Raw genomic sequence first — 22,727 nt, forward strand, 5'->3', positions numbered from 1 at the left:
CTCGAGACTTGATTAGCTGGTCAGAACCTGTCGCAGTCGAGCAGCGACGATATCGGCCTCTTCGCGCGTCAGGGTTTGCGGATTCAAGGCTATGGCGTTCGGTTCCAGTGCAGCTACCTCGATCCAGATCTCGCCGTTCCTGAGCTCGTCGACGACCTGGTCGCGCGTCTTCCGGAATCCGGCATCGAGACGAACGATTGCCCGCGCGTGCGGTTGACCGGCCTCACTGGGGAAGCCGCGTTCCGTCGTCACTCCCGCAATCCCGGCCAGGTGCTTGATCCAGTTCTGGACGATCGCCTCGTAGCCTTCGAGCATCGCCTCCTCGTCCTGATCCAGCGTGTACTGGACGGCGGCGAGCATTCCGGCGAGTTCTTCCTTTCCGACCTTGAGAGGTCGACCGATGCCCTGCGCTGGCGGTGAAAGTCGGCGGCAACCTGCGATCAGTTCCCTGGTCCCAAGGACCAGGCCGGCAGCTTGCGGCCCACGGATACCTTTGCCGCCACTAAAGACGACACCCTCGCAGCCGAGGACTTTCGTGAAGTGCCAGAGGTTCGAGACCGGTGGAATCTGGGCAGCAGCGTCAACCAGAACCGGGACCTGGTGCTTCCTGGCGATCGCGATGACATCCTCGATCGGCGGAGATTTGACTGCCAGCGCACCGGCAAACCAGACCAGGCACGCCGTCCGCCCGGTTATGGCAGACTCAAACGAGTCGAGCGTGTCGTCGCACTCGACGATGGAGGCGCCGGTCTGGACAATCGCGAAGTCGTAGCCGTTGCGCTGCGAAGCAAAGACGATGGCTTCGTTCCGGGTGATGCCCTTCAGCATTGGATAGGCCATCGGATCGGGTTCGTTCGGCGCTGCCATGAGAGTGGCGACCGCGAGCACGATCCCACCTGCCGCGCCCGAGGAAACGAAGGCGGCATCATTCCGGGTGAGCTCGGCGATACGGTCGCCGACCCGCGCCTGAAGGAGCGGTAGATCGACAAACGAGCCAGCCGCCGCATGCATGGCCTCGAGGACTTGCCGCGGCATGCGCGAGCCACCCAGTCTGGTGAGTGTCGCTGACGCGTTGATGATCGGCTTGATGCCCAGGTCTTCGTAGATACTCACCCGCAGAACTCCTCGCGAGAATTGCGAACCCAACCGTCGGGCGTCAGCCTACCCAATCCGGATGGCTGCTGCATGCACCGATTCTGCCCGAACGACGCGGACCGAAGCTTGCCGACGAGCTGAAGATGCTGCTCGACGCGCGCGATGGCGTGACTGCCGCCTGCGACGCGTTCGCCTCCGTAAGGCAGGTGGCGGCCGGTGGGGTGGACGCAGCTCGAGGAGAGCTTCGACGCCGTCGACATACCCGGCCGCAGCAGCGATGCCGCCGCGCTTCAGCATGCGCAGGGACTCTTCAAGCGTCTCATTGCCCTCGCTGTTGAGGACGACATCTCCGGCTCCGGCATGTCTCCGCGCCGGATCGATCGATGGGGCCTCGGCGTATTGCCGCCTCCCCGGCTCTTGCAGCCGAGCCGCCGGGTCGCCCGCTTTGCCACTTGTGACGCGGTGGAAGTGGGATGATATGATAGAGCAGAGTTTATCGGAGATTTCACCTTGGACTTCGCGGAATCCGAGGCGGTTGGCGACAGCGTCTACCGTCGGGTCAGGACTGACATCATCTTCGGGCGGCTGGCGCCGGGGCGAAAGCTCAAACTCGAGCAGATGCGCAAGGATTACGAGGCCAGTGTTTCGACGCTGCGCGAAATCCTCAACCGGCTGGCCTCCGAGGGTCTCGTGGTCGCGGAGGGACAGCGGGGCTTCGAGGTGGCTCCGGTGTCGGCCGAGAACCTCCGCGAAGTGGCTGCGCTGCGGGAACTTCTCGAATGCTACGCGCTAGAGCAGAGCTTTGCCGCCGGCGACCTCAACTGGGAGGCGCACGTCGTGGCCGCGCACTACAAGCTGGCGCAAATGGAGGCCAAGATGCTGGCTGGCGACAAGTCCGTCACCGAGCAGTGGAAGCGCTATGACTGGGAGTTCCATCAGGCCCTTATTTCGGCCTGCGGCTCGCGCGTGCTCATGGATACCCACGCTGTCATCTTTGACAAGTATCTGCGGTATCAAATGATTTCGCTGACGTTCCGAGGGCAGATCGCGGCGGATGAACATCGTCAGATGCTCGACGCAGCGCTCAAGCGCGATGCCGTGGCAGCCCAGGCCGTGCTCCGCAGGCATGTGCGGGGAGGGGTCGAGCACGGCCTGACGGCATAGGAGATATAGCGAAGTCTCATACGAAAACGACTTTGCGTGTTGAAGACGAGAACGCCATGTGCAATGCTCCGTCAAATGATCGGGAGGGAGCCCGATCAGATGGGAGGATATTGATGACCAACTACAGCCGCCGTGCCTTCCTCAAGACCACGGCCTCTGCCGCAGCCCTGGCCTCCGCCGGAGGCCTTTTCGCTTCGTCCGCCTTTGCTGCCGGTGTGCAGCTTCGGCTGTCTTCGCCGGCCACCGAAACCGACCAGCGCGCCGTGGCGCTGACCGAGGTGTTCGGTCCGGCGGTCTCGTCCTTTGCCAGCTTCGAGCCGCACTGGAACGCCACCCTGTTCAAGCAGGGCACCGAACTCGAGGCGATCGCGCGCGACAATCTGGAGATGTCGATCACCTCGCCGCAGGAACTGGCGACGCTCATTCCGTCCTGGTCCATCTTCACGGCCGGTTACCTGCTGCGCGATGCCGACCACCAGAAGAAGGTGTTCGCTGCCGATTTCATGGCGCCGATGAAGGCCGAAGTCGAAGCGACCCTGGGGGTCAAGCTGCTCTCCGTCATGTATCTGGGCCGTCGCCAGCTCAACCTGCGCGGCGAGCAGGAAGTGCGCACGCCCGACGACCTCGCCGGCGTCAAGCTGCGCATGCCCGGCACCGACGCCTGGCAGTTCCTTGGCTCGGCCTTGGGTGCCAATCCGGTGCCGATGGCCTTCACCGAGGTCTATACCGGCCTGCAGACGGGCGCCATCGACGGCCAGGACAATCCGCTGCCGACCGACCGGGACTCGAAGTTCTACGAGGTCACCAAGCAGATCGTGCTGACCAGTCACCTCGTTGACCAGAACTACATCGCCTTCAGCAAGAAGGTCTGGGACGGGCTCTCGGCGGATCAGCAGGCCATCGTGCAGAAGGCGGCCGACGATGCCGCCGAGCAGGGCCGGCAGCGTCAGCTCAGCCTCGAAGCCGAACTCGAGCAGTTCTTCAAGGATCAGGGGCTCAAGGTCTATACGCCCGATGTCGAGGCCTTCCGCACCCGGGTCCAGAAGGCCTATCTCGAATCCGAGTTTGCCAAGGATTGGCCGGAGGGCCTGCTCGACCAGATCAACGGTCTGAACTGATGCCGGGCCGGTCGGCAGCCTTCTCCTGGCTGCGCCGGCGGTCCGAGGACGTGGCGGCGGGATTTCTCGCCGTCATGTTTCTCTCGTTCCTGCTGCAGATCTTTGCCCGCTATGTCATCAACTACCCCCTCGCCTGGACGGTCGAAGCGTCGCTGACCGCCTGGCTCTGGCTGGTCTTCTGGGGAGCGGCATTTGTGCTCGAAGACCGCGATCATGTGAAGTTCGACATGATCTACCTCGCCACCTCCATCCCGGTGCGGCGCATCCTGGCGCTGGTCACCGCCCTCGCCATCGTCCTGGGGTTCCTCGCCGCGCTGCCGGCGACGTGGGACTACATCACGTTCTACAAGATCAAGAAGAGCGCCACGCTGCGCATCCGCCTCGACATCGTGTTCAGCGTCTATGGCGTCTTCGCCATCGCCATCGTCACCCGCTACGCGCTGCGGGCCTGGCAGTTACTGCGCGGAGGCGAACCCGATGCATCGTCAAATCCGCACGACCAGGTTACGCTGGAATGATCAGCCTCGCCTTCGGTCTCTGCCTCATCGTGCTGTTTGGCCTCGCCGGCATCGGCGCCCCGATTTCGCTATCCATGTTCGTGGCCGCCATTCTCTATCTCTTCGTCAAGGGGCACGATCCCGGGCTCGCCGCCGAGCAGAGCATCCAGGGGCTCTACGACAGCTTCGTGCTGCTCGCCGTGCCGCTGTTCATCGTTGCCGCCAACATCATGAACCAGGGCGCCATCAGCGATCGCCTGCTTGCCTTCTGCAAGGCGCTGGTCGGCCGCTACCGGGGCGGCCTGGCGCAGGTCGACATCCTCGTCAGCCTGGTGTTTTCCGGCATGTCGGGCTCGGCCGTTGCCGATGCCGCGGGCGTGGGCAAGGTGAGCATCAACATGATGCTCAAGAGCGGGCACTATTCGCCCGGCCTCGCCGGCGCCGTTGTCGCCGCCTCCGCCACCATCGGCCCGATCATTCCACCCTCGATCCCGATGGTGATGTACGCGCTGATCTCGGACACCTCGATTGGCTACCTTTTCCTCGGCGGCATCGTGCCTGGCCTGCTGATGACGGCGGTGATGATGGGGATCACCACCGGGATCGCGCATCGTCGCGGCATCCCGGCCGAAGAGCCGGTGCCGCTTCGTGAACTGCCTCGGGTCACCTTTCGCGCCATTCCCGTGCTGATGATGCCAGTGATCCTCCTGGCCGGCATCTATGGCGGCGCCACCACCCCGACCGAAGCGGCGGCCATTGCCGCGCTCTACGCACTGCTGCTGGCCGCCTTCTTCTACAAGTCCGTGACCTGGCGGTCGCTGCACAGCGTGCTGGTGGACAGTGCCAGGTCCTCGGCCTCGGTGGGCCTGGTGATCGGCAGCGCTCTGATCTTCAACTACATCGTCGCGTCCGAGAACATTCCGGCCGGGCTTGCCGGCTGGATCGAGGGCATGAACCTGTCGCCGCTGGCCTTCCTCCTGCTTGCCAACCTGATCATCCTGCTGCTCGGTTGCCTGCTCGATGCCACCACCCTAATCCTCGTTATCGTGCCGCTGTTCATCCCCACCTGCCGCGAACTGGGCATCGATCTGGTGCATTTCGGCGTGGTCATGGTGGTCAATGCCATGATCGGACTGATCACGCCGCCCTATGGCATGCTGCTGTTTGTCATCAACGCCACCACCGGCATTGCCATCAAGGACATCGTTCGCGAGGTGCTACCCTATGTCGGCGCCCTGATCCTGGCGCTTCTGCTGATGACGCTGTTCCCCGAGATCGTCCTGTGGCTTCCACGGCTGTTGGGGTACCAGGGATGACGCATCGGCCCTCCGCGTATCAGCCCTCGGACGTGCAGATGCGGCTCGGCCTCATCGGCGACAACATCGCCCGGTCCCGCGCACCCGACCTGCATCGTCTCGCCGGTGAGCTTGTCGGCCTGCCGGTGAGCTATGAGCGGCTGATCCCGCCCCAGCTCGGCCAGACTTTCGACGACGTCTTCGAGTCCTGCGCCAATGGCGGCTACCGCGGCATCAACATCACCTACCCGTACAAGGAAGTGGCGGCCCGCAAGGTGCGGGCTCCCGATCCCCTGGTGCGGGAGGTCGGCGCCGTCAACACGGTGATCTTCGGCCCCAATGGGGCCGAAGGCCACAATACCGACCTCACGGGCTTCATGGCGGCCTATCGCGAAGCCCATGGCACCACGCCGCCCGGCACGGTGGCACTGGTCGGCGCCGGCGGAGTCGGCAAGGCGATCGCGTTTGCCCTGCTCGGTCTGGGCGCGACGCGGCTCTGCCTCACCGATCTCGACACGGCGCGGGCGAACGGACTCGCCTCCGCCCTTTCGGCCGCCAGCAGCCGCATGCAGGTCAGCGTCGTCGCCTCCGCCGAAGCGGCCGTCCGCGGCGCGGACGGCGTTGTCAACTGCACTCCGGTGGGGATGGTGGGCCACGAGGGCACGCCGGTGCCCGCTGCCGCCCTCGCCGGCCTGCGCTGGGCCTTCGATGCCGTCTATACTCCGGTCGATACCCAGTTCCTGCGGGATGCGGCGGCGGCCGGTGTGCAGTGCATCAGCGGGTTCGAGCTCTTCTTCCATCAGGGCGTGCAGGCCTTCCGCATCTTCACCGGCCGCGATGTGCCGCCGACGAGCCTCCGCCAGCTGCTCGCCGCCTCAACCTCGACCCAACAGGGAAAGCAGACCACCCATGCCTAGCTCCACCAGCGGCCACCCACTGCGTCAAAAGCTCGGGCTGAGCGCGGCCATGACCACGCCTTTCGACGCCCGTGGCGACATGGACTGGGCTCGCTATGCGGCTCACGCGCGAAACCTGCTGGGCCGCGGCATGAAGGTGGTAACGGCTTTCGGCACCACCGGCGAGGGCATCTCGGTCCCCGCGCCAACCCGTGCCCGGCTCTACGAGCGCATGGGCGCAGCCGGCATCGCGCCTGGCCAGCTGGTCGAGTGCATCTATGGTCTTTCCATTGCCGATGCGGCCGCGCACGCCAGCCGGTCGCTCGACGCGGGCTGCGCCGCGATCCTGCTGACGCCGCCCTTCTACTTCAAGGCACCCAGCGACGCCGGAATGGAGCAATGGCTGAGCCGGATGCTGGATGCGGTCGGTGGTGGCCTGCGCGACATCATCCTCTACAACATTCCCCAGCTCACCGGCGTCACCATCGATCTCGGCGTGCTGGCCCGCCTGCGCCAGCGCTTTGGTCCCGCCATTGCCGGGGTCAAGGACAGCTCCGGCAACTGGCCCTACACCGAGGCGCTCCTCGCCGCCCATGCCGATCTCACCATCCTGGTCGGCAACGAAGGCCATCTGGCGCAAGCGGTGCGGCTGGGTGCCAGCGGCGCCATCAGCGGGCTCGCCAATTTCGCGCCGGAACTGGTGGGCAGGCTGGTCGCGGGCGAGGACGATCCGCGCATCCTCGGCATTCTCAAGGCGGTGCTCGCCCGCCCGGTCAATCCCGCCATCAAGGCCTATATGGCCGCGCGGCTCGATCCTGCCTGGACAAACATGCTGCCCCCGCTGCTGCCCATTGCGGCGGACGACGCGGCCGCACTGGTGGCCGAGATCGACGCGAGTCTGGCCGGCTAGGCGCGCCATGAAGTCCTCGATCGCCACCGTCTCGATCAGCGGCGACCTCGGCGAGAAGCTCGAGGCCATCGCTGCGGCGGGGTTCGACGGCGTCGAAATCTTCGAGAGCGACTTTCTCGCCTTCGGTGCCGCTCCGGCCGAGGTTGGCCGCATGGCGCGGGACCTCGGCCTCGAGATCACCCTGTTCCAGCCCTTCCGCGACTTCGAGGGATTGCCCGAACCGCTGCGCGGCCGGGCCTTCGAACGCGCCCGGCACAAGTTCGCGCTGATGAACGAGCTGGGCACGGGCCTGATGCTGGTCTGCTCCAATGTCTCCCCCGCCGCCCTCGGCGGCATCGACCGCGCCGCGGCAGACTTTCGCCAGCTGGGTGAACTTGCGCAGAAGTTCGGTGTCCGGGTTGGTTTCGAGGCGCTCGCCTGGGGCCGGCATGTCAGCGACCACCGCGACGCCTGGGAGGTGGTGCGCCGCGCCGACCATCCGCATGTCGGACTGATCCTCGACAGCTTTCACACGCTGTCGCGGCGGATCCCTGCCGACAGCATCCGCTCGATTCCGGGCGACCGGATATTCATGGTCCAGCTCGCCGATGCGCCACGGATCGACATGGACCTGCTCTACTGGAGTCGGCACTTCCGCAACATGCCAGGCGAAGGCGATCTGCCCGTGGTGGATTTCATGCGGGCCGTCGCCGCCACCGGCTATGCCGGCCCGCTCTCGCTCGAGATCTTCAACGATCAGTTCCGCGGTGGCTCGCCGCGCGCCATTTCCGTCGACGGCCAGCGCTCGCTGCTCTCCCTGATGGACGAGGTCAACCGCGTTGAACCGGGGCCGGGTCTGAGCCCGCCGCCCATGCCCGACCGCGTCCCGGTCGAGGCCGTCTCCTTTGTCGAGTTTGCCGCCGACGAGGAAGAGGCCGAGCAGCTCTCGTTGCTACTCGCCGGCCTGGGTTTCGTGCGCGCCGGCCGCCACCGCTCCAAGTCCGTTTCCCTCTACCGGCAGGGCGACATCAACATCGTGGTCAACACCGAGCGCGAGGGTCTCGCCTACGCCAGCTGGGTGACGCATGGCACGTCGGCCTATGCCATCGGTCTCAAGGTAGCCGATGCCCGCGCCACGGTGCAACGCGCCCGGGTGCTCGGCGCCCAGCCGTTCGAACAGGCCGTTGCCGAAGGAGAGCTTCGCATTCCGGCCATTCGCGGCGTCGGTGGTGGCGTCATCTATCTGCTGGATGCCAGTGAAGGGCTGGGGCGGGTCTGGGAAACCGAGTTCGTCGCCGAAGCTGAACCCGCCACCGGGGGCGGACTGACCCATATCGACCACATCGCCCAGACCATGAACTCCTCCGAGATGCTGACCTGGGTGCTTTTCTACCGCTCGATCTTCGCCACCGAGAAATCACCAATGGTCGATGTGCCCGATCCCTCCGGGCTGGTCCGCAGCCTGGTGATCGAAAATGCCGACGGCTCGCTGCGCCTCACCCTCAACGGTGTCGAGAACAGCCGCACCCTTGCCGGACACTTCGTGACGCGCACCTTCGGCTCCTCGGTGCAGCATCTCTGCTTTGCCTGCTCCGACATCTTCGCCGCCGCCGAACGCATGTCGCTCCAGCCGCTGGCGATCGGCGACACCTACTACGACGACCTCGAGGCGCGTTTCGGGCTAGAGCCCGATTTCATTGCCCGGTTGCGGCGGCACAACATTCTCTACGACCGGGACGATCGCGGCGAGTTCTTCCAGTTCTACAGCCAGATGTTCGGCGAAGGCTTCTTTTTTGAAGTGGTCGAGCGCCGCGACGGCTATCGCGGCTATGGCGCGCCCAACGCCCCTTTCCGCATCGCCGCCCAGAAGCGCGGCCTTGGCCCCCTCGCCTGAACCGCCATTGCCGCCGAAGGGCCGCCGCTGCACCAGCGCGGCGACGAGATCCTGGCGATCGCCCCCCTGGCACCGTGACCTGATCCTCGTCCAGTCCGCCCCCTAGATGTCGAATACGCTGCCATCGGCGGCGAAGGCCGTCGGGGTTGCGTCGAGGCGTGGCGGGTTGGCCAGCAGCACGTCTTCGTTCAGCTCTACCCCGAGGCCCGGCCGATCGGGCACGTGCAGATGGCCCTCCCTGACGGTCCAGGCCTCCTGCATTGCAGCGTCCCGGTAGGGCTCCTGACGCACGTATTCGAGGATAAGGAAGTTCGGGATGGCGAGGCAGAGGTGCGCGGCCGCTGCGGTCGAGATCGGCCCTTGCGGATTGTGCGGCGCGACCTTCACGTAGTAGGTCTCGGCAATCGCGGCGATCTTCTTGACCTCACTGATGCCGCCCGCGTGGCAAAGGTCGGGCTGGATCACGTCAACGAACCGCCCCTCCAGAAGCCGCCGGTAGTCCCACTTCGAATAGAGCCGTTCCCCCGTCGCCAGATCCATTTGCGGATCGGCCAGGCGGAGGCGCTGCAGTCCTTCCACGTCATCAGGCTGGGTTGGCTCCTCGAAGAACAGCAGGCCGAACGGCTCGAGCGCATGCATCAGGCGGACCGCATTGGACGGTTGGCCGCGCCCATGGTCATCGACCATGATGCCGATATCGGGCCCGACCGCCTGGCGCAGACTGCCGATCCGCTCGGCAAAGGCGGCGATCCTTTCGGCTTCGGGCATGCCGGCACTTCCCGTCCACGCCCCGGTCTTCATCGCCGTGAAGCCATCGGCCATATCGCGCTGGGCGTCCTCGATCATCCGCTCCGGCTGGTAGATGCCGACATGGGTGTACAGCCTGAGCGAGTTTCGCGCGGCGCCGCCAAGCATCTGGTAGACGGGCACGCCGTACGCCTTACCCGCAATGTCCCACAACGCGTGGTCAAGTGCCGCGATCGCCGAGTTGCCGACCGGCCCGCCGCGCCAGAAGTGATGGCGATAGAGGCGTTGCCAGTGATGCTCGCGACGCAGCGGATCCTCTCCGATCAGTGCTTCGCCGAAGCGCTCAATGCACGCCGCCACGGTGGGCTCGAAACCCTCGAGCGTCGCCTCGCCCCAGCCGTGAATTCCTGCGTCGGTCATGACCTTGACGAGGACCCAGTTGCGCAGCCCTGCCCAGCTTATCACCGTGCGAATTTCCGTGATTCTCACCGTCGTCCCTCGCCCCATCCCAGCCAGGAAGGTTAGCACGGAGATGGCCAACCTTCGCCATTGCAGCAGAGCTGCTCCCAGCTTTGCGTCCCAGAGTATCCCAGGCGGTGCGGAACGGATATTGCAGCACTGGACTCCGGCCGCGAGCGGCTTTGGCAAGGCGGACGGTTCACGGCGCAATGAGTGCGAAATGGTCCTACCGGAATGTCACCTGTGCGCCGTTGTCCGCGAGCCATCTGGCGACGTCGGAGTGCCCGACGGCCGTGTAGATGCCGCCACCGCCGCAGGGTAAGGCGGGCAGGTTCTGGACCCCGGCCAGGCCGCGGGACGTTATGCCGACAAGAGCATAGGCTGGCGGTCCGGCATCCTCGGGTCGTGCCACGAAGATCGGTCCGCCGCTGTCGCCGGAGCAGGTGTCGGTTGGTTTGACACCGGGCGCGATGACGTTCGAGAGGGAGAATTCCCGGAACGATGCGCATGCAGAGCGCGCGGCCCGTCCGGTGGAGCAAAAGTAGGAGAGGATGTTGATGTCCGCCTGCTGGCGCCTGACAGGAAAGTCGCCGACCTCGGTCTTGCCATAACCGACAGCGCGCAGTCGCACGGCGTTCGTCATGTAGACCGCCAGCATGCTCGTCATGGCGACCGGGCGGGCGCCGAACTCCCCGCCGGCCCCAAGTTCGGCGATGGAAACCGCCTGACCGTCGGTCGAGCGGAAATCGCGCTCGATGTCGATGGTCAGGAGGGCCAGGTCCCGGCCGGGTTGTTCACCGGCCGTGCGGGCACAGTCAAACGAGCGGTAGAGAATGGGCGGCGCGGCTATGGGGCCGCGGAAGCGGTGCAGTGCGTCGTCCTTGAGCACGGTGAACTCGACCGAATAGGTGCTCTGCCGCGCGCAGCCGCAATGCCCGGCCGTGAGGATATGCCCCAAGTCGACAAGCACGCCCGTGCAGACGCTCCGTTCGCCATAACGTACCTTCACCGTCTCGGCAAAAGCGTCCGTGTCGTTGCCGAAGGTGATCGAGGCGTCGTCACCGTCGGCCGGCTCCTCGTCCGGCGCCACGACGAATGGAGTCTGGAGCATCTGCCCTAGCAGCCAGGCGGCCGGGTCCATCTCCTGGGCGGCGGCGTGCCAGCCGACCAGCAGCGTGCCCATACAAGCGGCGAACCGCAGTGCAGTGCGCAACCGGATCACAGCCTGTTCTCGATGATCGCGGCACAGGTGACGTCGGGCGACGGAAGCGTTGTGACGAACGCGTTGTCCAGACACTCATCCATGGTTGCGTTCACCGTCGGCGATTGACTGTCGGTTGGTCCGACAGGCGCAATGCCGCTCCGCCCGGCCTGGTCCGCATTCACGGTGGCATCGAACTTGGCGAGATTGTCGAGGAGCAGTGCGTTCGCCTGGATCAGCCGGATCTGGTTCTCGTACTGGGCCTTCTTGTAAGCACGGGCATTGATCGGAACCGACAGGGCGGCCCGGATAGCGGCGCCGGGGATCTCGACCACAGCGTTGAACTCGCTCTGCTTTGAGAGCTGGATGTCGTAGGGAGCGCCGGCGTCGAAGCTGATCACGGCCTTGGAGTCGCCGATCCAGGCCCGGTCGATGCGGAGCAGGAAGGCAGGCGAAGCGTTGGGCAACTCGAAGTAGCGCGATTCCGCCAGTTCCCAGGCGCGGCCGGCCTTGCGCATCACGACCATCTTGTGGCTCAGCAGCGGGCGATAGAGCACGCCCTGGCCCTGGAAGCGGGTAAGGTCGACCGAGCCATCGATGGCCTGGGCAACGCCGGCTGCACGTACCACTTGGGGATAGCCGGTCTGTTCGCACATGTGGTTGGACGCGGGCGGCACGAACGGATCGTCCTTGGCGTCCAGGAACACGCAATAGCCCGCATCGGCGAGCCGCAGGTTGATCTGGGACATGGTCGACAGGTCGAACGGATCGACAAAAAAGGGACCGGCCTCGAGCAGCGGCTTGTCGTTCTCCTCGGCGGCCCGCTGTGCCGTTATGGCGGCTGCTGCGTCGGCCAGCGCATTGATCAGCTGCAGCGCCACATCCACCGTCTGGTCGTCGGCGTTGAAGGCAATGGATTGCAGCAGGCTCGTTTCGGGATCGACGTCCACCTTGACCTTGTCTGCAGCAAATATCGAACCCTCGTAGCCCAGACAGAAGGGGCCGCGGCTCCGGTCTGCCGTGGCGACAATGTCCGGCACCGTCGTCCCCGATCGGGTAGCGGTGGTGTAGCCGACCTCCAGCACCCCTGCCTTCAGGCTGATCTGCAACAGTCGTGCGGGCAGGTAGTAGGCAGCATGGCCATTCGAACAGCCGGCGGAACGATCGCCGCTCGTCACGAGCGAGGTCTTGATCACTGCGGCGCTGCAGGCACCGACAACGAGAAGGAGCAGGGAGGCCCACAGGATGCGGATCACACGCTGCGACATGGATGGCCTGCTCATGAGACGTCCGCCTCGGTGCAGATTGCGCTGCGATCGCCGAAACTGGGCAGTGCGGCGGCCGGACCAGCCTGGACAGCCGCCGTCAGATTGATCGGGGGGAGCGGTGTCTTTGGGGCCTGCAGGTTTGGCGGCAGCGCGAGGTTCGGGTCGGACAGCTTGGCCTTCTGATAGGCTGCGAAGGCATTCTGCACCTGGACCAGCTCGGTTAGCTTGGCGACGACATCGGCGTCGCCGGTGGTAGCGCTGATCCGGGCTTCAGCGGCCCGGCGCGGTGCAGCCCCGATGCCGTTCAGGACGCGGATCGGGATGCTGATGAACCCCGCTGCTTCACTCCCTTTCACCACGCAGAACTTGTCGAGAGTCCCATCGCGAAACACGAAAGCCATTTTCACCTGCGTGAAGGCGGCGCGATCGACGGAGACCTGGATCAGCGGGGACAGGTTCTCGAGGCTGAGCGGCTTGGTTTTCTGGAGCCGCCAACCCTTCTTGTCGAGAGCGTAGACCCGCATCTCGTAGCTGGCGCGGACCCGGATGTAGAGGCCGGGTTCCTTGATCGAGGGCGCCTCCGCGATGCTGGTGCGCAGCTCCAGGGCCTGCCGGCCACTCGCGGCGAGGCCCCCCGGATCGTCGCAGTAGCGCTGGTCGGTCGCAGTACTGTCGTCGTAGGAATAGCCGGCCAGGACGAGGCAGAGCCTATAGGCGCGCAGGGCCCGGTTGACGGTCGCCAACTCGACAGCATCGAATGGATCGACCTCGAAGTGGCTCTTCTTGTCCGGCTGAGCGCCCTCTTCGCCCCCCCGATTGGTGTTGGCGAGGACGGTGAAGATCGTGTCGATGATCTTGTTGAGGATGAGGGCGGTCTCATCGATGCTGGTCGAATGCACGGCCTGCAGGAACGGGGTGGCACTCTGGCCGGACGAGCCGCCCATGCTGACGGTGATGGTCTCTGCCGCTGTCGGCGAACCCGTGAAGTCGAGGCAGTACCACTTGTCGGGCTTTCGGGTCACGTCGATGGCAACCGACTCGACGCCTGCGCTGCGGGCAGCATCGATCAGCAGCACGGCCTTCGGCACGGCGTAACTCGCCAGGTTCGAGGCGCAGCGAGGCTTGCCAAGTCCGGCGCTGGCCGGACCGATGTCGATCGGCCTGGACGCGACCATGCTGCACGCTGTCAAGAGCAACGCCAGGCACGTTGCTGCGGCTGCAAGAGTGAAATCGACCGTTCTCAAACGCGCCCCCGCGACTTGAGTTGGATTTCGATAGGTCAAATTGTATCTAGAACGACTAGTCCTGTAGCATACAGGTCGTCTGGACTTTGTGAACCACATTGACAACGCTGCCAGCTGGTGCGCTTAAATACAGGCTGCCAATAAACGAGAATGTGGCGGCATAAGTAGTTTTTGCTTGTGTGAGAGTGATCTATCAGTACTTGTCGCCAAGTACCTCACATAGTTGGCAAACTATCAGGTTGGCTCAATCCGGGAGTGGGCGAATGTCGAGCGTTTTCCGTGGGGGAACGGCAAGCCAGGATGCCGTGCAGCGATCAGTCGACATTGCCCGCGTCAGCCGCCGAACGCTGCTGGGAGCGCTCGCGGCATTTGTTGCCTCGGCCAATAGTGTGCGCCAGAGCCGGGCCCAAGGAGGGGGCGCCACAGTCGACGTCCACTGCCACGTGTTCAACGCCTCGGACCTGCCGGTGCGTGGATTCCTGCAGCGCGTGGTGTTCGAGGACTACGGCGAGCAGGCGACGGACTTCGCCCTGCCTAGCCCGCTTGCCGCGTTGATCGCGGTACTGGTCGATTTCCTGCAGGTCGGCGTGCCGACGGCGGAGGAGGAACTGGCCGATCTGGGGCCAGGCGCGGGCGATCTTGCGCTGCCGTTCGATCCTGCCGGAGGCGACGCCGTGGACGCGCTCGCGTCGGCACTCGATCGGGTCGTCGGATCGGGAGGGGCGTCGGCGTTTTCGGCGGATCCAGATGCGGGGTCCCTCAGCGAGCAGGATGTCGAGGCCTTTCGTACGGCCGTGCAGCTCGAACTGGCGCTGCAGGGGGAGTCGAACGGGTCGACCGAATTCCTGTCGGAGTTCGGAGGCCTTGCGTTGGCGTTGTTCGACAGCGACGGCGCGATCGGCCGCACCATTCGCTGGGCGGGCTGGCTGCGTGCATCGCGCATGCAGATCGTCGAGGAGTACCTGAGGCTCTATTCACCGAACGGCGAGATAGCGCTGCTCACCCCGGCGCTGGTCGATTTCGGCAAGTGGCTGGAAGACGAGCCGGACTCGTCGATTGCAAGCCAGATCCTGACCATGGAAGCGGTGCAGAGGCAGTGCCTGGAACAGCACGGCACGCTGCTCCATTGCTATGCTCCCTTCGATCCGTGGCGACAACTCGCGCATACCGGTTCCGGCCGCTCGCCACTGGAGCTTGTTCAGGACGCCGTCGAACAGCGCGGGTTCATTGGGGTGAAGCTCTATCCGCCGATGGGGTTCAAACCCGCCGGCAATCGAAACGGCACCCTCACATTTCCGGCCGGGAGCGCGGCTGTAGCGGATTTTGCCGGCAAGCTCGATGGTGCGCTCGAACAGCTCTTTGCCTGGGCAGCCGATCGTGATGTGCCGATCCTCGCGCATGCCGCCAACGGCAATGGCAGCGGTCCGATGTACTCGGAGCGCGCCAACCCAGCGAACTGGAGCGCGGTTCTCGAAGCCCATCCCGGCCTTCGCATCTGCCTCGCGCATTTCGGCGACTTCGACCCGGTGCCCGATACCGGCTGGGAGCAGCAGACCACCGACCTGATGCGCGATTTCGGTAACGTCTATGCCGACATCAGTTTCCTGCACAGCGTACTCGCCGGTGGCCGCCGCGAGGACGAGGCCGTCGAAGAGCTTGCCATCGCCTTTGGCAACAGCGCGGTGCTGGCTCAACGACTGCTCTACGGCACCGACTGGAACATGCTCGGTCGCGAGGCCGGGCATGAGCGCTATTTCGAGAGCATGACTCGCGTCCTGCGTCGTGCGGGTCTGCGGGACGCAGGGGTCGGCGCCGTCTGCCGCAGCAACGCGATTCAGTTCTTCGGCTTGAGCGCTGGCAGCGGGACACGGGAGCGGCTCGCTGCATGGTACGAACGGCACGGTCTGGATGGATCGGGCCTCGAGAAGCTGGCAGGGCCCTAGGTCGATGAAGAAACGCTACACGGCGATTTCCGCAATTGCCCTGCTGCTCGCCCTTGCGATCGCCGCCCCGATGGCGATCAGTCCGTGGGCACGGGCCGACGGGGCAACGGAACAGGATCCCTTCATCGCGGCTCTGGCCGCAGCCAATGCCGAGTTGAAGGCGGGAGGCGCGGGACCGGTCTTCGATGCCTTTCTCGCCATGCTGCCCGAGGATGAGGGGAGCTACCTCATCGAGGGCGACCTTGCCATGTCGAAGGCGGAAGTGTTCGACTGGGTAACCCGATACGCCGAGGGCGGTGCCAGCATTGTCGCCAACCCTGAGGCGAAGGTGAACGTCCTCGTGGATGGCAGCCTCGACCTTTACCCGCAGGACAAGCGTCACCTGCGCTACGGCATCGACGCCGCCTCGTTCACGCCGGAGCGCTACAACGAGATGGTGCAGCTCATGGCAGCGGCCGCCAGCGCGTGGGAAGCGGGCTGCACGGGATGCGGGCTCGACTTCGAGCATGACATGAGCCTCGACGCCGCCGCGGTCGCGCCCGAAAACGGCTTCATCGTCCGGTTTCGTGACGCGGGGGGGAAGTTCATTGCCCGCGCCTTCTTTCCGCACCAATTGGGCGAGGAGCGGGTCCTGACTGTCGATCCGGTGTTCTATAAGCCCACCGGCTACGAAAAGACCGGGGTGCTCACGCATGAGCTCGGCCACGTGCTGGGGTTGCGACACGAGCATATTGCCGGCGTGCCCGGATGCAAGACCGAGCATGGCACCTGGATCGAGGTGACCCCGTACGACCCAAAGTCGGTGATGCACTACTTCTGCGGTGGTGGCGGCGGCAAGGTGATGAAACTCAGCGATTTCGATCGGGATGGCATCACCAAGGCCTACACCACCGTCGCCGGGCTGCCGGGAGGTTGAGATGCTGCGATTCCTGCTGACCGTGGTGGCGCTGGTGTCTGTTCATGGCGCGGCCCTGGCGCAGGGCTGGGTTGGCCAGACCTTCGAGCCGTTGTCGGAGCAGCTGATCGGCAAGTCCGTGTACAGCGCCTATGACCGCGATGCGGCGCCGATCGGCGACATTGTCGATCTCACCGTCTCGTCCGATGGCACGGTGAACGGGCTCATCGTCGATACCCGCGTGGGCGGCGAGAGCAATCAGATTCTCGTCGATATCGGCCAGACGTTCATTGCGCCCAACGCCGTCGACAATCAGGTGTGGGCCGGCATCGGTGTCGACGATGCCGCCAAGGTTGGCGCCTTCGTCGAGGACGAAGACAACCGGCTATGGACGACAATCAAGGACGTGCTGTCGGTCACCGAGGAACGCACCCAGCTGATCGTCGAGGCCGGTGGCAACAAGGTCGCGAGCGACATTGCGAATCTCTTCGCAAGCATGCGTGCGACGTATGGCGAGCGGGCCTTTCCGACCAGGCCCTATACGGTCCAGGCGGGGGACACCTATTGCGCGATCCTCGAAAAGCAACTGTCCATACCGACATCGGGAGGCTGTGACGTCCAGTCGAGGCTGGGGGACATGCTGAACTCCGCAGGCATCAGCGCCCTCAAGGAGAAGGCCGTCATCCAGATTCCCGACATTCAGGTCACGTCGAGGCTTGCTGATGTCTGGACCGGCAAGCAGTTCGAACCGCAGACGATCTACGAGGTGGGCGTCAGTCTCGACGGGCTGATCGCTCGCGGCACGGTGGACGATCTCCTGCCGTCACTGGGTTCGAGCGACATCACCGCCTACACGGTGGATAGCGGTGCCGGCGTGGACAAGGCACTGCAGTCGTGGATCCCGGTCCCCAGGGAACCCGAGGCCTGCACGGCGGCGCCGGCGAGTTCCGCCGAGGAGAGTTCTTTCTACTATCTGTTTCCGTGGCTCGAGGCCTCGAACTGGACCCCGTCCGAGCAGATCATGCAGTGCGCGTTCCACTGCAATGAGGCCGGCGGACCGGGGAGTGCCTGTGCCGACCTTATCCTCGTGGACAGCCTGCCGAACCAGACCGCCGATCTGGGCAAGTTCGGTGTCCTCGGCGCTGATGGCGTCACGTCGCTGCCCGCCGAAGCCCACCCGCAAAGCATGTGCACTGCCGAGTCCCTCGACGTCGATCGGGATCACGGCGCGCACCTGGCGGCGCTACTGGCCAGCAAAGCCGACGGCCGCGGCTATGTGGGAATGGCTCCGGGGCTGGACCTGTTCAGCTTCGAATGGACCCGCCGAACCCGGAATGGTCCCCTGCAGAATCTGGTCGATGCGCAGCGCGAAATCTTTGGCGAAACCGGACCCCAGATTTACCTCTTTGCCAGCCGGTTTCCGGGGCCGGGTTCCCAAAATCGCTTCAGCTACCCGCTTGGCGACATCGCGCACGAGGAGCTCACGTCTGATCGCGCCATCGAGGGGCCGGCAATCGTCCAGCGCGTCAGAGATCCAAACCGCAAGGCAATGTGGATCGTGGCCGCCATGCAGGGCGGCGGAGATATCGGAAGCGCAAGGGAAATCAGGGATAGACTTCCTTATGCCCCCGCGAACCTGGGCAAACGGCTTTCCAATGTCATCGTGGTGACGGCATGCAGCACGTGCGGCGACGGCGATGCGGAAATCATGGCGGACACATTCTGGAGTCAGGACCACGTCCACGTCGCGGCTCCCGGCAATATGATCGTCGCGCCGGTGGGCGAGAACCGGCTGGCCTATGCGTCGGGCACGTCGCAGGCGACTGCGCTCGTTGCCGGGCTGGTCGGGGCCATGACCAACTGCTACCGCGATCACTTTCAGGAAAGCGGCGGCGATGGCGCGCTCGAGACGCACCTGATCAAGCAACGGCTGCTCTACACATCGCGACCGGTGTTTCGCGGCGATGACCTCAAGAAGCTGGAGGCCGGTGTCGTCGATCCGGTCGCTGCCCTGCTCGACCCAGAGGAGAACTGGATCAAGTGGAGAGGGGAGAGAGACTACGCCAAGCTCGATTTCGCCCACTGGTGCAGCCCCAAGATCACAACTGCGGACAATAGCGAGGAGGAGAAGTCCTTCACGTCGAAGAACGTTCTACGCATGGTGCGGATGAAATTCCCGGGCGGCATCCAGGGCGATGAGAGCCCGTGGGTGTTCTACTCGTACCTCGACGAGGACTCGGTCATCCGCTTCGACCCGCGCGTGTTCGTCGGTGATGGCGACGAGACGCCGATCTTTGCCACCACCAATGGCGACAAAGTCAGCCCCTCCGACTTCGAGGACCTGATCCTCGAGGAGACCATCAGCACGTTCAAGCCATGCTGAAACGGCGCGCAGCGGTGCGGACCATATTGCTGGGCGTCGCGACCCTCGCGCTTTGCCTCGATGCTGTCGCTGTCGGCGCGGCCGAGCCATGTGGCAGTACGGAGTCGGGCATGTTCGGGGACTGGCGGCCGATCGCCGGCTTCAAGACGTCGCGTCTGCAGAGTAGCGGCAGGACGTTCCTCGAGGTCGCGGACGATACGCGCTATGTGCGCCTGTTTGTCGAGCGTCCGGCGCAGGCCGGCTCCGGTTGGTCGCTGACCATTCGCGACCGCGACGGGCGGGTGATGCAGGTGCTCGGGCCGAACGATTTTGGGGAAAGCAACGTGACCTTCAGCCGGCGGCTTGCCAATGCGGAGGGTCAGCAGACGATCGAGCTCGAGCTTGCGGCGATCGGGGAGAGGCCGAAGCTGCTGCTGCGCCAAAAGATCGAAATGCCGGAATCGGGAGTCATCGGCGAACCGTATTACTCCAGGCGCGGCGACTATCCGTGGTCGGCGCTCTACGCGGCCGATGTCAATTATCGCTCCTGGGGCGACGACGTGGCCTTCATCATGGTTGGCCTCGTCGAGGGACAGGCACCGAGCACATGTTCCGGCCTTGCTATTCCGCCGGACCTGCTGCTGACCAACTGGCATTGCGGCCCCGTCTATGGCCTCGATCGGAAGCCGATTGTCGAACGCCAGTGGGAGCAGGCGATCTGCGACCGCACTACGATCGATCTTTCGTGGGACGATGACGGCATCAGTCGCGAGTTCATCTGCGATCGGGTGCTGAGCTCGGACCAGCAACGGGACTATGCGCTGCTGCGCATCCGCCCGCTCGATGGCATATCGACCATCGCTCCGGTCAGTTTCGGCCCGCCCGTCAGTGACGGAAAGGTGACGATCGTCCACCATCCCGCAGCAATGAAGAAGCAGATCAGCATAGAGTGCGACGTGCTGCAGCAGATGCGGGACAAGGACGGGATCGCGGGCATTGCATTCGGGCATGCCTGCGACACCGAAAAAGGCAGCAGCGGTGCGCCGGTGTTCGATGCAGCCGGAAATGTCGTCGGCTTGCACTATAGCGGCTTCGAGGTCGCGAGCGGGCTGTGCGACCGAGTCAACAAGGCGCTCTGGATTGGGCCGATCCTGCAGCACATCGAGGACCAAATCGCTGCCACGCCAGAGAGATTCACCGTTCCAGAGGTCCGGGAGATAGCGGCCGCGGCAAGCGGCGCGTCGTAGCACTGGCCCCGCTGCCGTGTTGGCTTCGCTACGGACCAGCGACGGGCGGCTCCGAGCGGGCGATGCCAGGCCCGTTCGACGGCCGTGCGACCCTGGTCCGCGCGCCTGGTCGTGCCGACCTGGCACGGTGCTGGCGCGACACGCCGTCCAGTCCACCTCGCGCTGGATACGAGCAGGGCAATGTCACGACCCTGATGCCCGCCGGCGCGCCACTGCTGCGCCCGCAGAAAGGTCGGTGCCGCGCGGCCATCGGCGCGGCGGCACCGAGAGCGCCGAAACCTAGGCGAAAACCGCCGGTTTCTCCCACAGCAGGGGGAACAGCGGGTGGTCCATCGGCGCGCCTTCCGGGAGGTCGTTCTCGAGGCCGGGGAAGGCCGGCGAGGTCTGCCACTGGCGCGGGGCGTGGCGCATGTCGTCGCCGAGGAAGCGGATGGAGAGGACGCGGCGGCGGCCGTTGCCGACGCCCGCCGCGGCATGCAGCGTCAGCATGTGGAAGAACACCGCGTCGCCCGGCTGCAGCTCCCATCCGAGGATGTTGTAGGCGCCGCGGTCCGCCTCGATATCGGGCAGGTCTTCGAGCGACCCCTCGGGGAACCACTTGGCCTCGTTGCTCATGAACGAACGGGGCATGAGCCAGGGGCCCCTGTGCGTGCCGGCGACGAATTCGAGCGTCGCCGGCCGGCTCACCGGATCCATCGGTGCCCAGACGCTGCAGTTCTGGAAGCCTTCCACATTGTAGTAGGGCTGGTCCTGATGCCAGGGCGTCCTCTGCCTGGTGTTCGGCTCCTTGACGAGCAGATGCTCGTGGTAGAGCCGCACCCGGTTCGACTCCATGAGCATGCCGGCAATCGCCGCGGCGGCCGAGTTGAAGATCAGCTCCCGGTAGTGCGCGTTGCCCTGCCAGTTGCAGAAATCCTCAATGAAATAGCCGGGGTCTTCCGGGCGGCTCGCCACCTTGGCGCGTTCGCTGGGCGCGGCCATGTTTTCGGTGATGCCGGCAATGCCGGTGGCCACCTCGGCCGGGGTGAAGAGGCCGCGCACGCAAACGGCGCCGTCGCGCCGATAGGCGTCGATCTCGGCGCTTCCGATCAGCGACCGGGCACGGTCGGTGGCCCTGCGGATGGTTTCGGCGGTCGGCTCGGTCATGCTGGCCAGGTCTCCATTGGCGTCGGGAGCCGGACCCTAGGGCGAACGGGGCATAGCCGGAAGTATGCGATGCTGATATGGTATTAGGCGATGCCTATACCCTTCACCTTCCGTCAACTCGAGTATTTTCTCGCCGTCGCCGAGTTCGGCAGCGTCACCGCCGCCGCCGAAGACCGCCATGTCTCGCAGCCGTCCGTGTCCGTGGCGATCACCGAGCTCGAGGCCGTCATCGGCCAGCGGTTGTTCCAGCGACAGGCGGGGCATCGCCTCACCATCAGCCCGGCGGGGCGCCGGCTTCTCGTGCAGGCGCGCACCATCGTGGCCTCGGCGCGCGACATCGCCGCCCGCAACCAGACCGACGATGGCCGCCGCCAGCTGTCGGTGGCCTGCTTCCGGGACATCGGTCCGATGTATCTGCCACGCCTCATGCGGCTGCTCTCGCGGGACGATCCGACGCTCGGCTTCCGCCTGCATGAGGGCGATCTGGCGGATGTGCAGGCGCAACTGCTCGATGGCCGCTGCGAAATCGCGGTGACCTATGAACTGGGTCTCGCCGAACACGGCATCGCCTTCGACGAGATGCATCGACTGATGCCCTACGTGATGCTGCCCAAGGAGCACAGGCTGGCGGCCCGGGACCGGGTCGGCCTACCGGAGCTCGGCGCCGAGCGCATCGTGCTCGAGGACTTCCCGGTCACGCTGGACTATTTCCTCGGGATGTTCCGGCGGCAGCGGCTCGACCCGGCCGAGATCCAGAAGGTCGCGAGCTTCGAGATGCAGCGCGGGCTGGTCGCGGGAGGCTGGGGCGTCGGCTTGTCCTGCGTGCGCCCATGGTCCGACACGAGCTATGACGGCTCGCCCCTGGTGTGCCGGCCGCTCGATCATGCCGAGGACAGCCAGAGCATCGTGGTCGCCCATCTGGGCGACAAGACCCTGTCGCAGGCCGGTCGGCGCTTCCGGGACGTCGCCATGCGGTCGACATTCGATGCCGCGCCGGCTCGCATCCGGCAGCGATAGCCTTCAGTCCCGGTTGCGGGTGAGCCCGACAGGGACCGCCTCATGCATGCCGGGGCCCCCCATGGGTTCGAAATGGACGGCCATCGCCTCGCCGGCCGCAATCCTCACACTCTCGCCGGGTGCGAGCGCGATCAGGTCGGCGGCGGCCACCTCGATGTCGGAGGCCACGAGCCTCAGGGGGGTGAGGGCGAGCACGAGGGTATGGTCACGGCCGACGATCGCATCGGATGGCCCGGCCAGCGACAGGCCGTGGCGGACCAGCGACCTGCGGGACATCACGTTGATGTCGATGACCGCGCCGTCGAGCAGCCGGCAGGCGGTCGCGGCGTCACCCGAGAAAGCGAAAGGTC

Annotated in this window: 20 protein-coding genes; 13 read left to right on the forward strand and 7 right to left on the reverse strand. The window is 65.3% G+C overall.

Translation table 11 applies throughout. The features are described from left to right. Positions 1–12: 12 nt before the first annotated feature. Positions 13–1,113 (reverse strand): hypothetical protein, encoded by a 1,101-nt coding sequence (locus ACE3TU_RS02325; RefSeq protein WP_374619719.1) that lies wholly within the window; start codon positions 1,111–1,113, stop codon positions 13–15. Between the two features lie 198 nt (positions 1,114–1,311). On the opposite strand from ACE3TU_RS02325, the gene ACE3TU_RS02330 reads away from it, so the two are divergent. From ACE3TU_RS02330 to ACE3TU_RS02365, 8 genes are all read left to right on the forward strand, one after another. Next, positions 1,312–1,572, forward strand: coding sequence for a hypothetical protein (locus tag ACE3TU_RS02330; RefSeq protein WP_374619720.1), 261 nt, complete (start codon positions 1,312–1,314; stop codon positions 1,570–1,572). Between the two features lie 33 nt (positions 1,573–1,605). Further along, on the forward strand, positions 1,606–2,259 hold the full coding sequence (locus ACE3TU_RS02335; RefSeq protein WP_374619722.1) for a GntR family transcriptional regulator: 654 nt from the start codon (positions 1,606–1,608) through the stop codon (positions 2,257–2,259). Between the two features lie 110 nt (positions 2,260–2,369). Continuing rightward, positions 2,370–3,377: a TRAP transporter substrate-binding protein DctP gene (gene dctP, locus ACE3TU_RS02340; RefSeq protein WP_374619725.1), complete on the forward strand. Its 1,008-nt coding sequence runs from the start codon at positions 2,370–2,372 to the stop codon at positions 3,375–3,377. After that, the gene (locus ACE3TU_RS02345) at positions 3,377–3,895 is read left to right on the forward strand and encodes a TRAP transporter small permease (protein ID WP_374619727.1); all 519 of its coding nucleotides are present in this window, start codon (positions 3,377–3,379) and stop codon (positions 3,893–3,895) included. Before dctP ends, ACE3TU_RS02345 begins: the two co-directional genes overlap by 1 nt. Continuing rightward, positions 3,895–5,190 carry a TRAP transporter large permease gene (locus ACE3TU_RS02350; RefSeq protein ID WP_374619767.1) on the forward strand — a complete coding sequence of 432 codons (1,296 nt, stop codon included), beginning with the start codon at positions 3,895–3,897 and terminating at the stop codon, positions 5,188–5,190. Before ACE3TU_RS02345 ends, ACE3TU_RS02350 begins: the two co-directional genes overlap by 1 nt. Continuing rightward, complete coding sequence (locus ACE3TU_RS02355; RefSeq protein ID WP_374619729.1) at positions 5,187–6,086, forward strand: shikimate dehydrogenase; 900 nt, start codon at positions 5,187–5,189, stop codon at positions 6,084–6,086. The genes ACE3TU_RS02350 and ACE3TU_RS02355 overlap by 4 nt, the downstream gene beginning before the upstream one ends. Beyond that, positions 6,079–6,975: a dihydrodipicolinate synthase family protein gene (locus ACE3TU_RS02360; protein WP_374619732.1), complete on the forward strand. Its 897-nt coding sequence runs from the start codon at positions 6,079–6,081 to the stop codon at positions 6,973–6,975. The genes ACE3TU_RS02355 and ACE3TU_RS02360 overlap by 8 nt, the downstream gene beginning before the upstream one ends. A gap of 7 nt (positions 6,976–6,982) precedes the next feature. After that, positions 6,983–8,848 (forward strand): bifunctional sugar phosphate isomerase/epimerase/4-hydroxyphenylpyruvate dioxygenase family protein, encoded by a 1,866-nt coding sequence (locus ACE3TU_RS02365; RefSeq protein WP_374619734.1) that lies wholly within the window; start codon positions 6,983–6,985, stop codon positions 8,846–8,848. A gap of 102 nt (positions 8,849–8,950) precedes the next feature. Here ACE3TU_RS02365 and dgoD read toward each other — a convergent pair whose 3' ends face one another. The 4 genes from dgoD to ACE3TU_RS02385 form a co-directional block, all read right to left on the reverse strand. Continuing rightward, complete coding sequence (gene dgoD / locus ACE3TU_RS02370) at positions 8,951–10,135, reverse strand: galactonate dehydratase (RefSeq protein ID WP_374619736.1); 1,185 nt, start codon at positions 10,133–10,135, stop codon at positions 8,951–8,953. A gap of 145 nt (positions 10,136–10,280) precedes the next feature. After that, on the reverse strand, positions 10,281–11,237 hold the full coding sequence (locus ACE3TU_RS02375) for a trypsin-like serine protease (protein WP_374619739.1): 957 nt from the start codon (positions 11,235–11,237) through the stop codon (positions 10,281–10,283). A 35-nt stretch (positions 11,238–11,272) separates the two neighbouring features. Beyond that, positions 11,273–12,523, reverse strand: a complete 1,251-nt coding sequence (locus ACE3TU_RS02380; protein ID WP_374619742.1) for a hypothetical protein — start codon at positions 12,521–12,523, stop codon at positions 11,273–11,275. A gap of 11 nt (positions 12,524–12,534) precedes the next feature. Continuing rightward, positions 12,535–13,698: a hypothetical protein gene (locus ACE3TU_RS02385; RefSeq protein ID WP_374619745.1), complete on the reverse strand. Its 1,164-nt coding sequence runs from the start codon at positions 13,696–13,698 to the stop codon at positions 12,535–12,537. Positions 13,699–14,030: 332 nt separating this feature from the next. Here ACE3TU_RS02385 and ACE3TU_RS02390 point away from each other — a divergent pair, with 332 nt between their 5' ends. Genes ACE3TU_RS02390 through ACE3TU_RS02405 form a run of 4 tightly spaced genes read left to right on the forward strand, consistent with a single transcriptional unit; the run spans position 14,031 to position 20,214 of the window. Next, a complete protein-coding gene (locus ACE3TU_RS02390) occupies positions 14,031–15,710 on the forward strand; it encodes an amidohydrolase family protein (RefSeq protein WP_374619748.1) in 1,680 nt (559 codons plus the stop codon). 4 nt (positions 15,711–15,714) lie between these two features. Continuing rightward, positions 15,715–16,626: a hypothetical protein gene (locus ACE3TU_RS02395; RefSeq protein ID WP_374619750.1), complete on the forward strand. Its 912-nt coding sequence runs from the start codon at positions 15,715–15,717 to the stop codon at positions 16,624–16,626. 1 nt (position 16,627) lies between these two features. After that, on the forward strand, positions 16,628–18,988 hold the full coding sequence (locus ACE3TU_RS02400; RefSeq protein WP_374619753.1) for a S8/S53 family peptidase: 2,361 nt from the start codon (positions 16,628–16,630) through the stop codon (positions 18,986–18,988). Continuing rightward, complete coding sequence (locus ACE3TU_RS02405; RefSeq protein WP_374619755.1) at positions 18,982–20,214, forward strand: serine protease; 1,233 nt, start codon at positions 18,982–18,984, stop codon at positions 20,212–20,214. Before ACE3TU_RS02400 ends, ACE3TU_RS02405 begins: the two co-directional genes overlap by 7 nt. A 279-nt stretch (positions 20,215–20,493) precedes the next feature. Here the strand turns inward: ACE3TU_RS02405 and ACE3TU_RS02410 are convergent, their stop codons facing one another. Further along, on the reverse strand, positions 20,494–21,360 hold the full coding sequence (locus ACE3TU_RS02410; protein WP_374619758.1) for a phytanoyl-CoA dioxygenase family protein: 867 nt from the start codon (positions 21,358–21,360) through the stop codon (positions 20,494–20,496). A 90-nt stretch (positions 21,361–21,450) separates the two neighbouring features. Between ACE3TU_RS02410 and ACE3TU_RS02415 the strand changes: the two genes are divergently transcribed. Next, positions 21,451–22,377, forward strand: a complete 927-nt coding sequence (locus tag ACE3TU_RS02415) for a LysR family transcriptional regulator (protein ID WP_374619761.1) — start codon at positions 21,451–21,453, stop codon at positions 22,375–22,377. 3 nt (positions 22,378–22,380) lie between these two features. Here ACE3TU_RS02415 and ACE3TU_RS02420 read toward each other — a convergent pair. Beyond that, the coding region (locus tag ACE3TU_RS02420; RefSeq protein WP_374619764.1) for a HutD family protein at positions 22,381–22,727 on the reverse strand (347 nt) is incomplete at its 5' end.

Origin of the sequence: Devosia sp., assembly GCF_041917035.1 — a bacterium.
Taxonomy (GTDB): domain Bacteria; phylum Pseudomonadota; class Alphaproteobacteria; order Rhizobiales; family Devosiaceae; genus Devosia_A.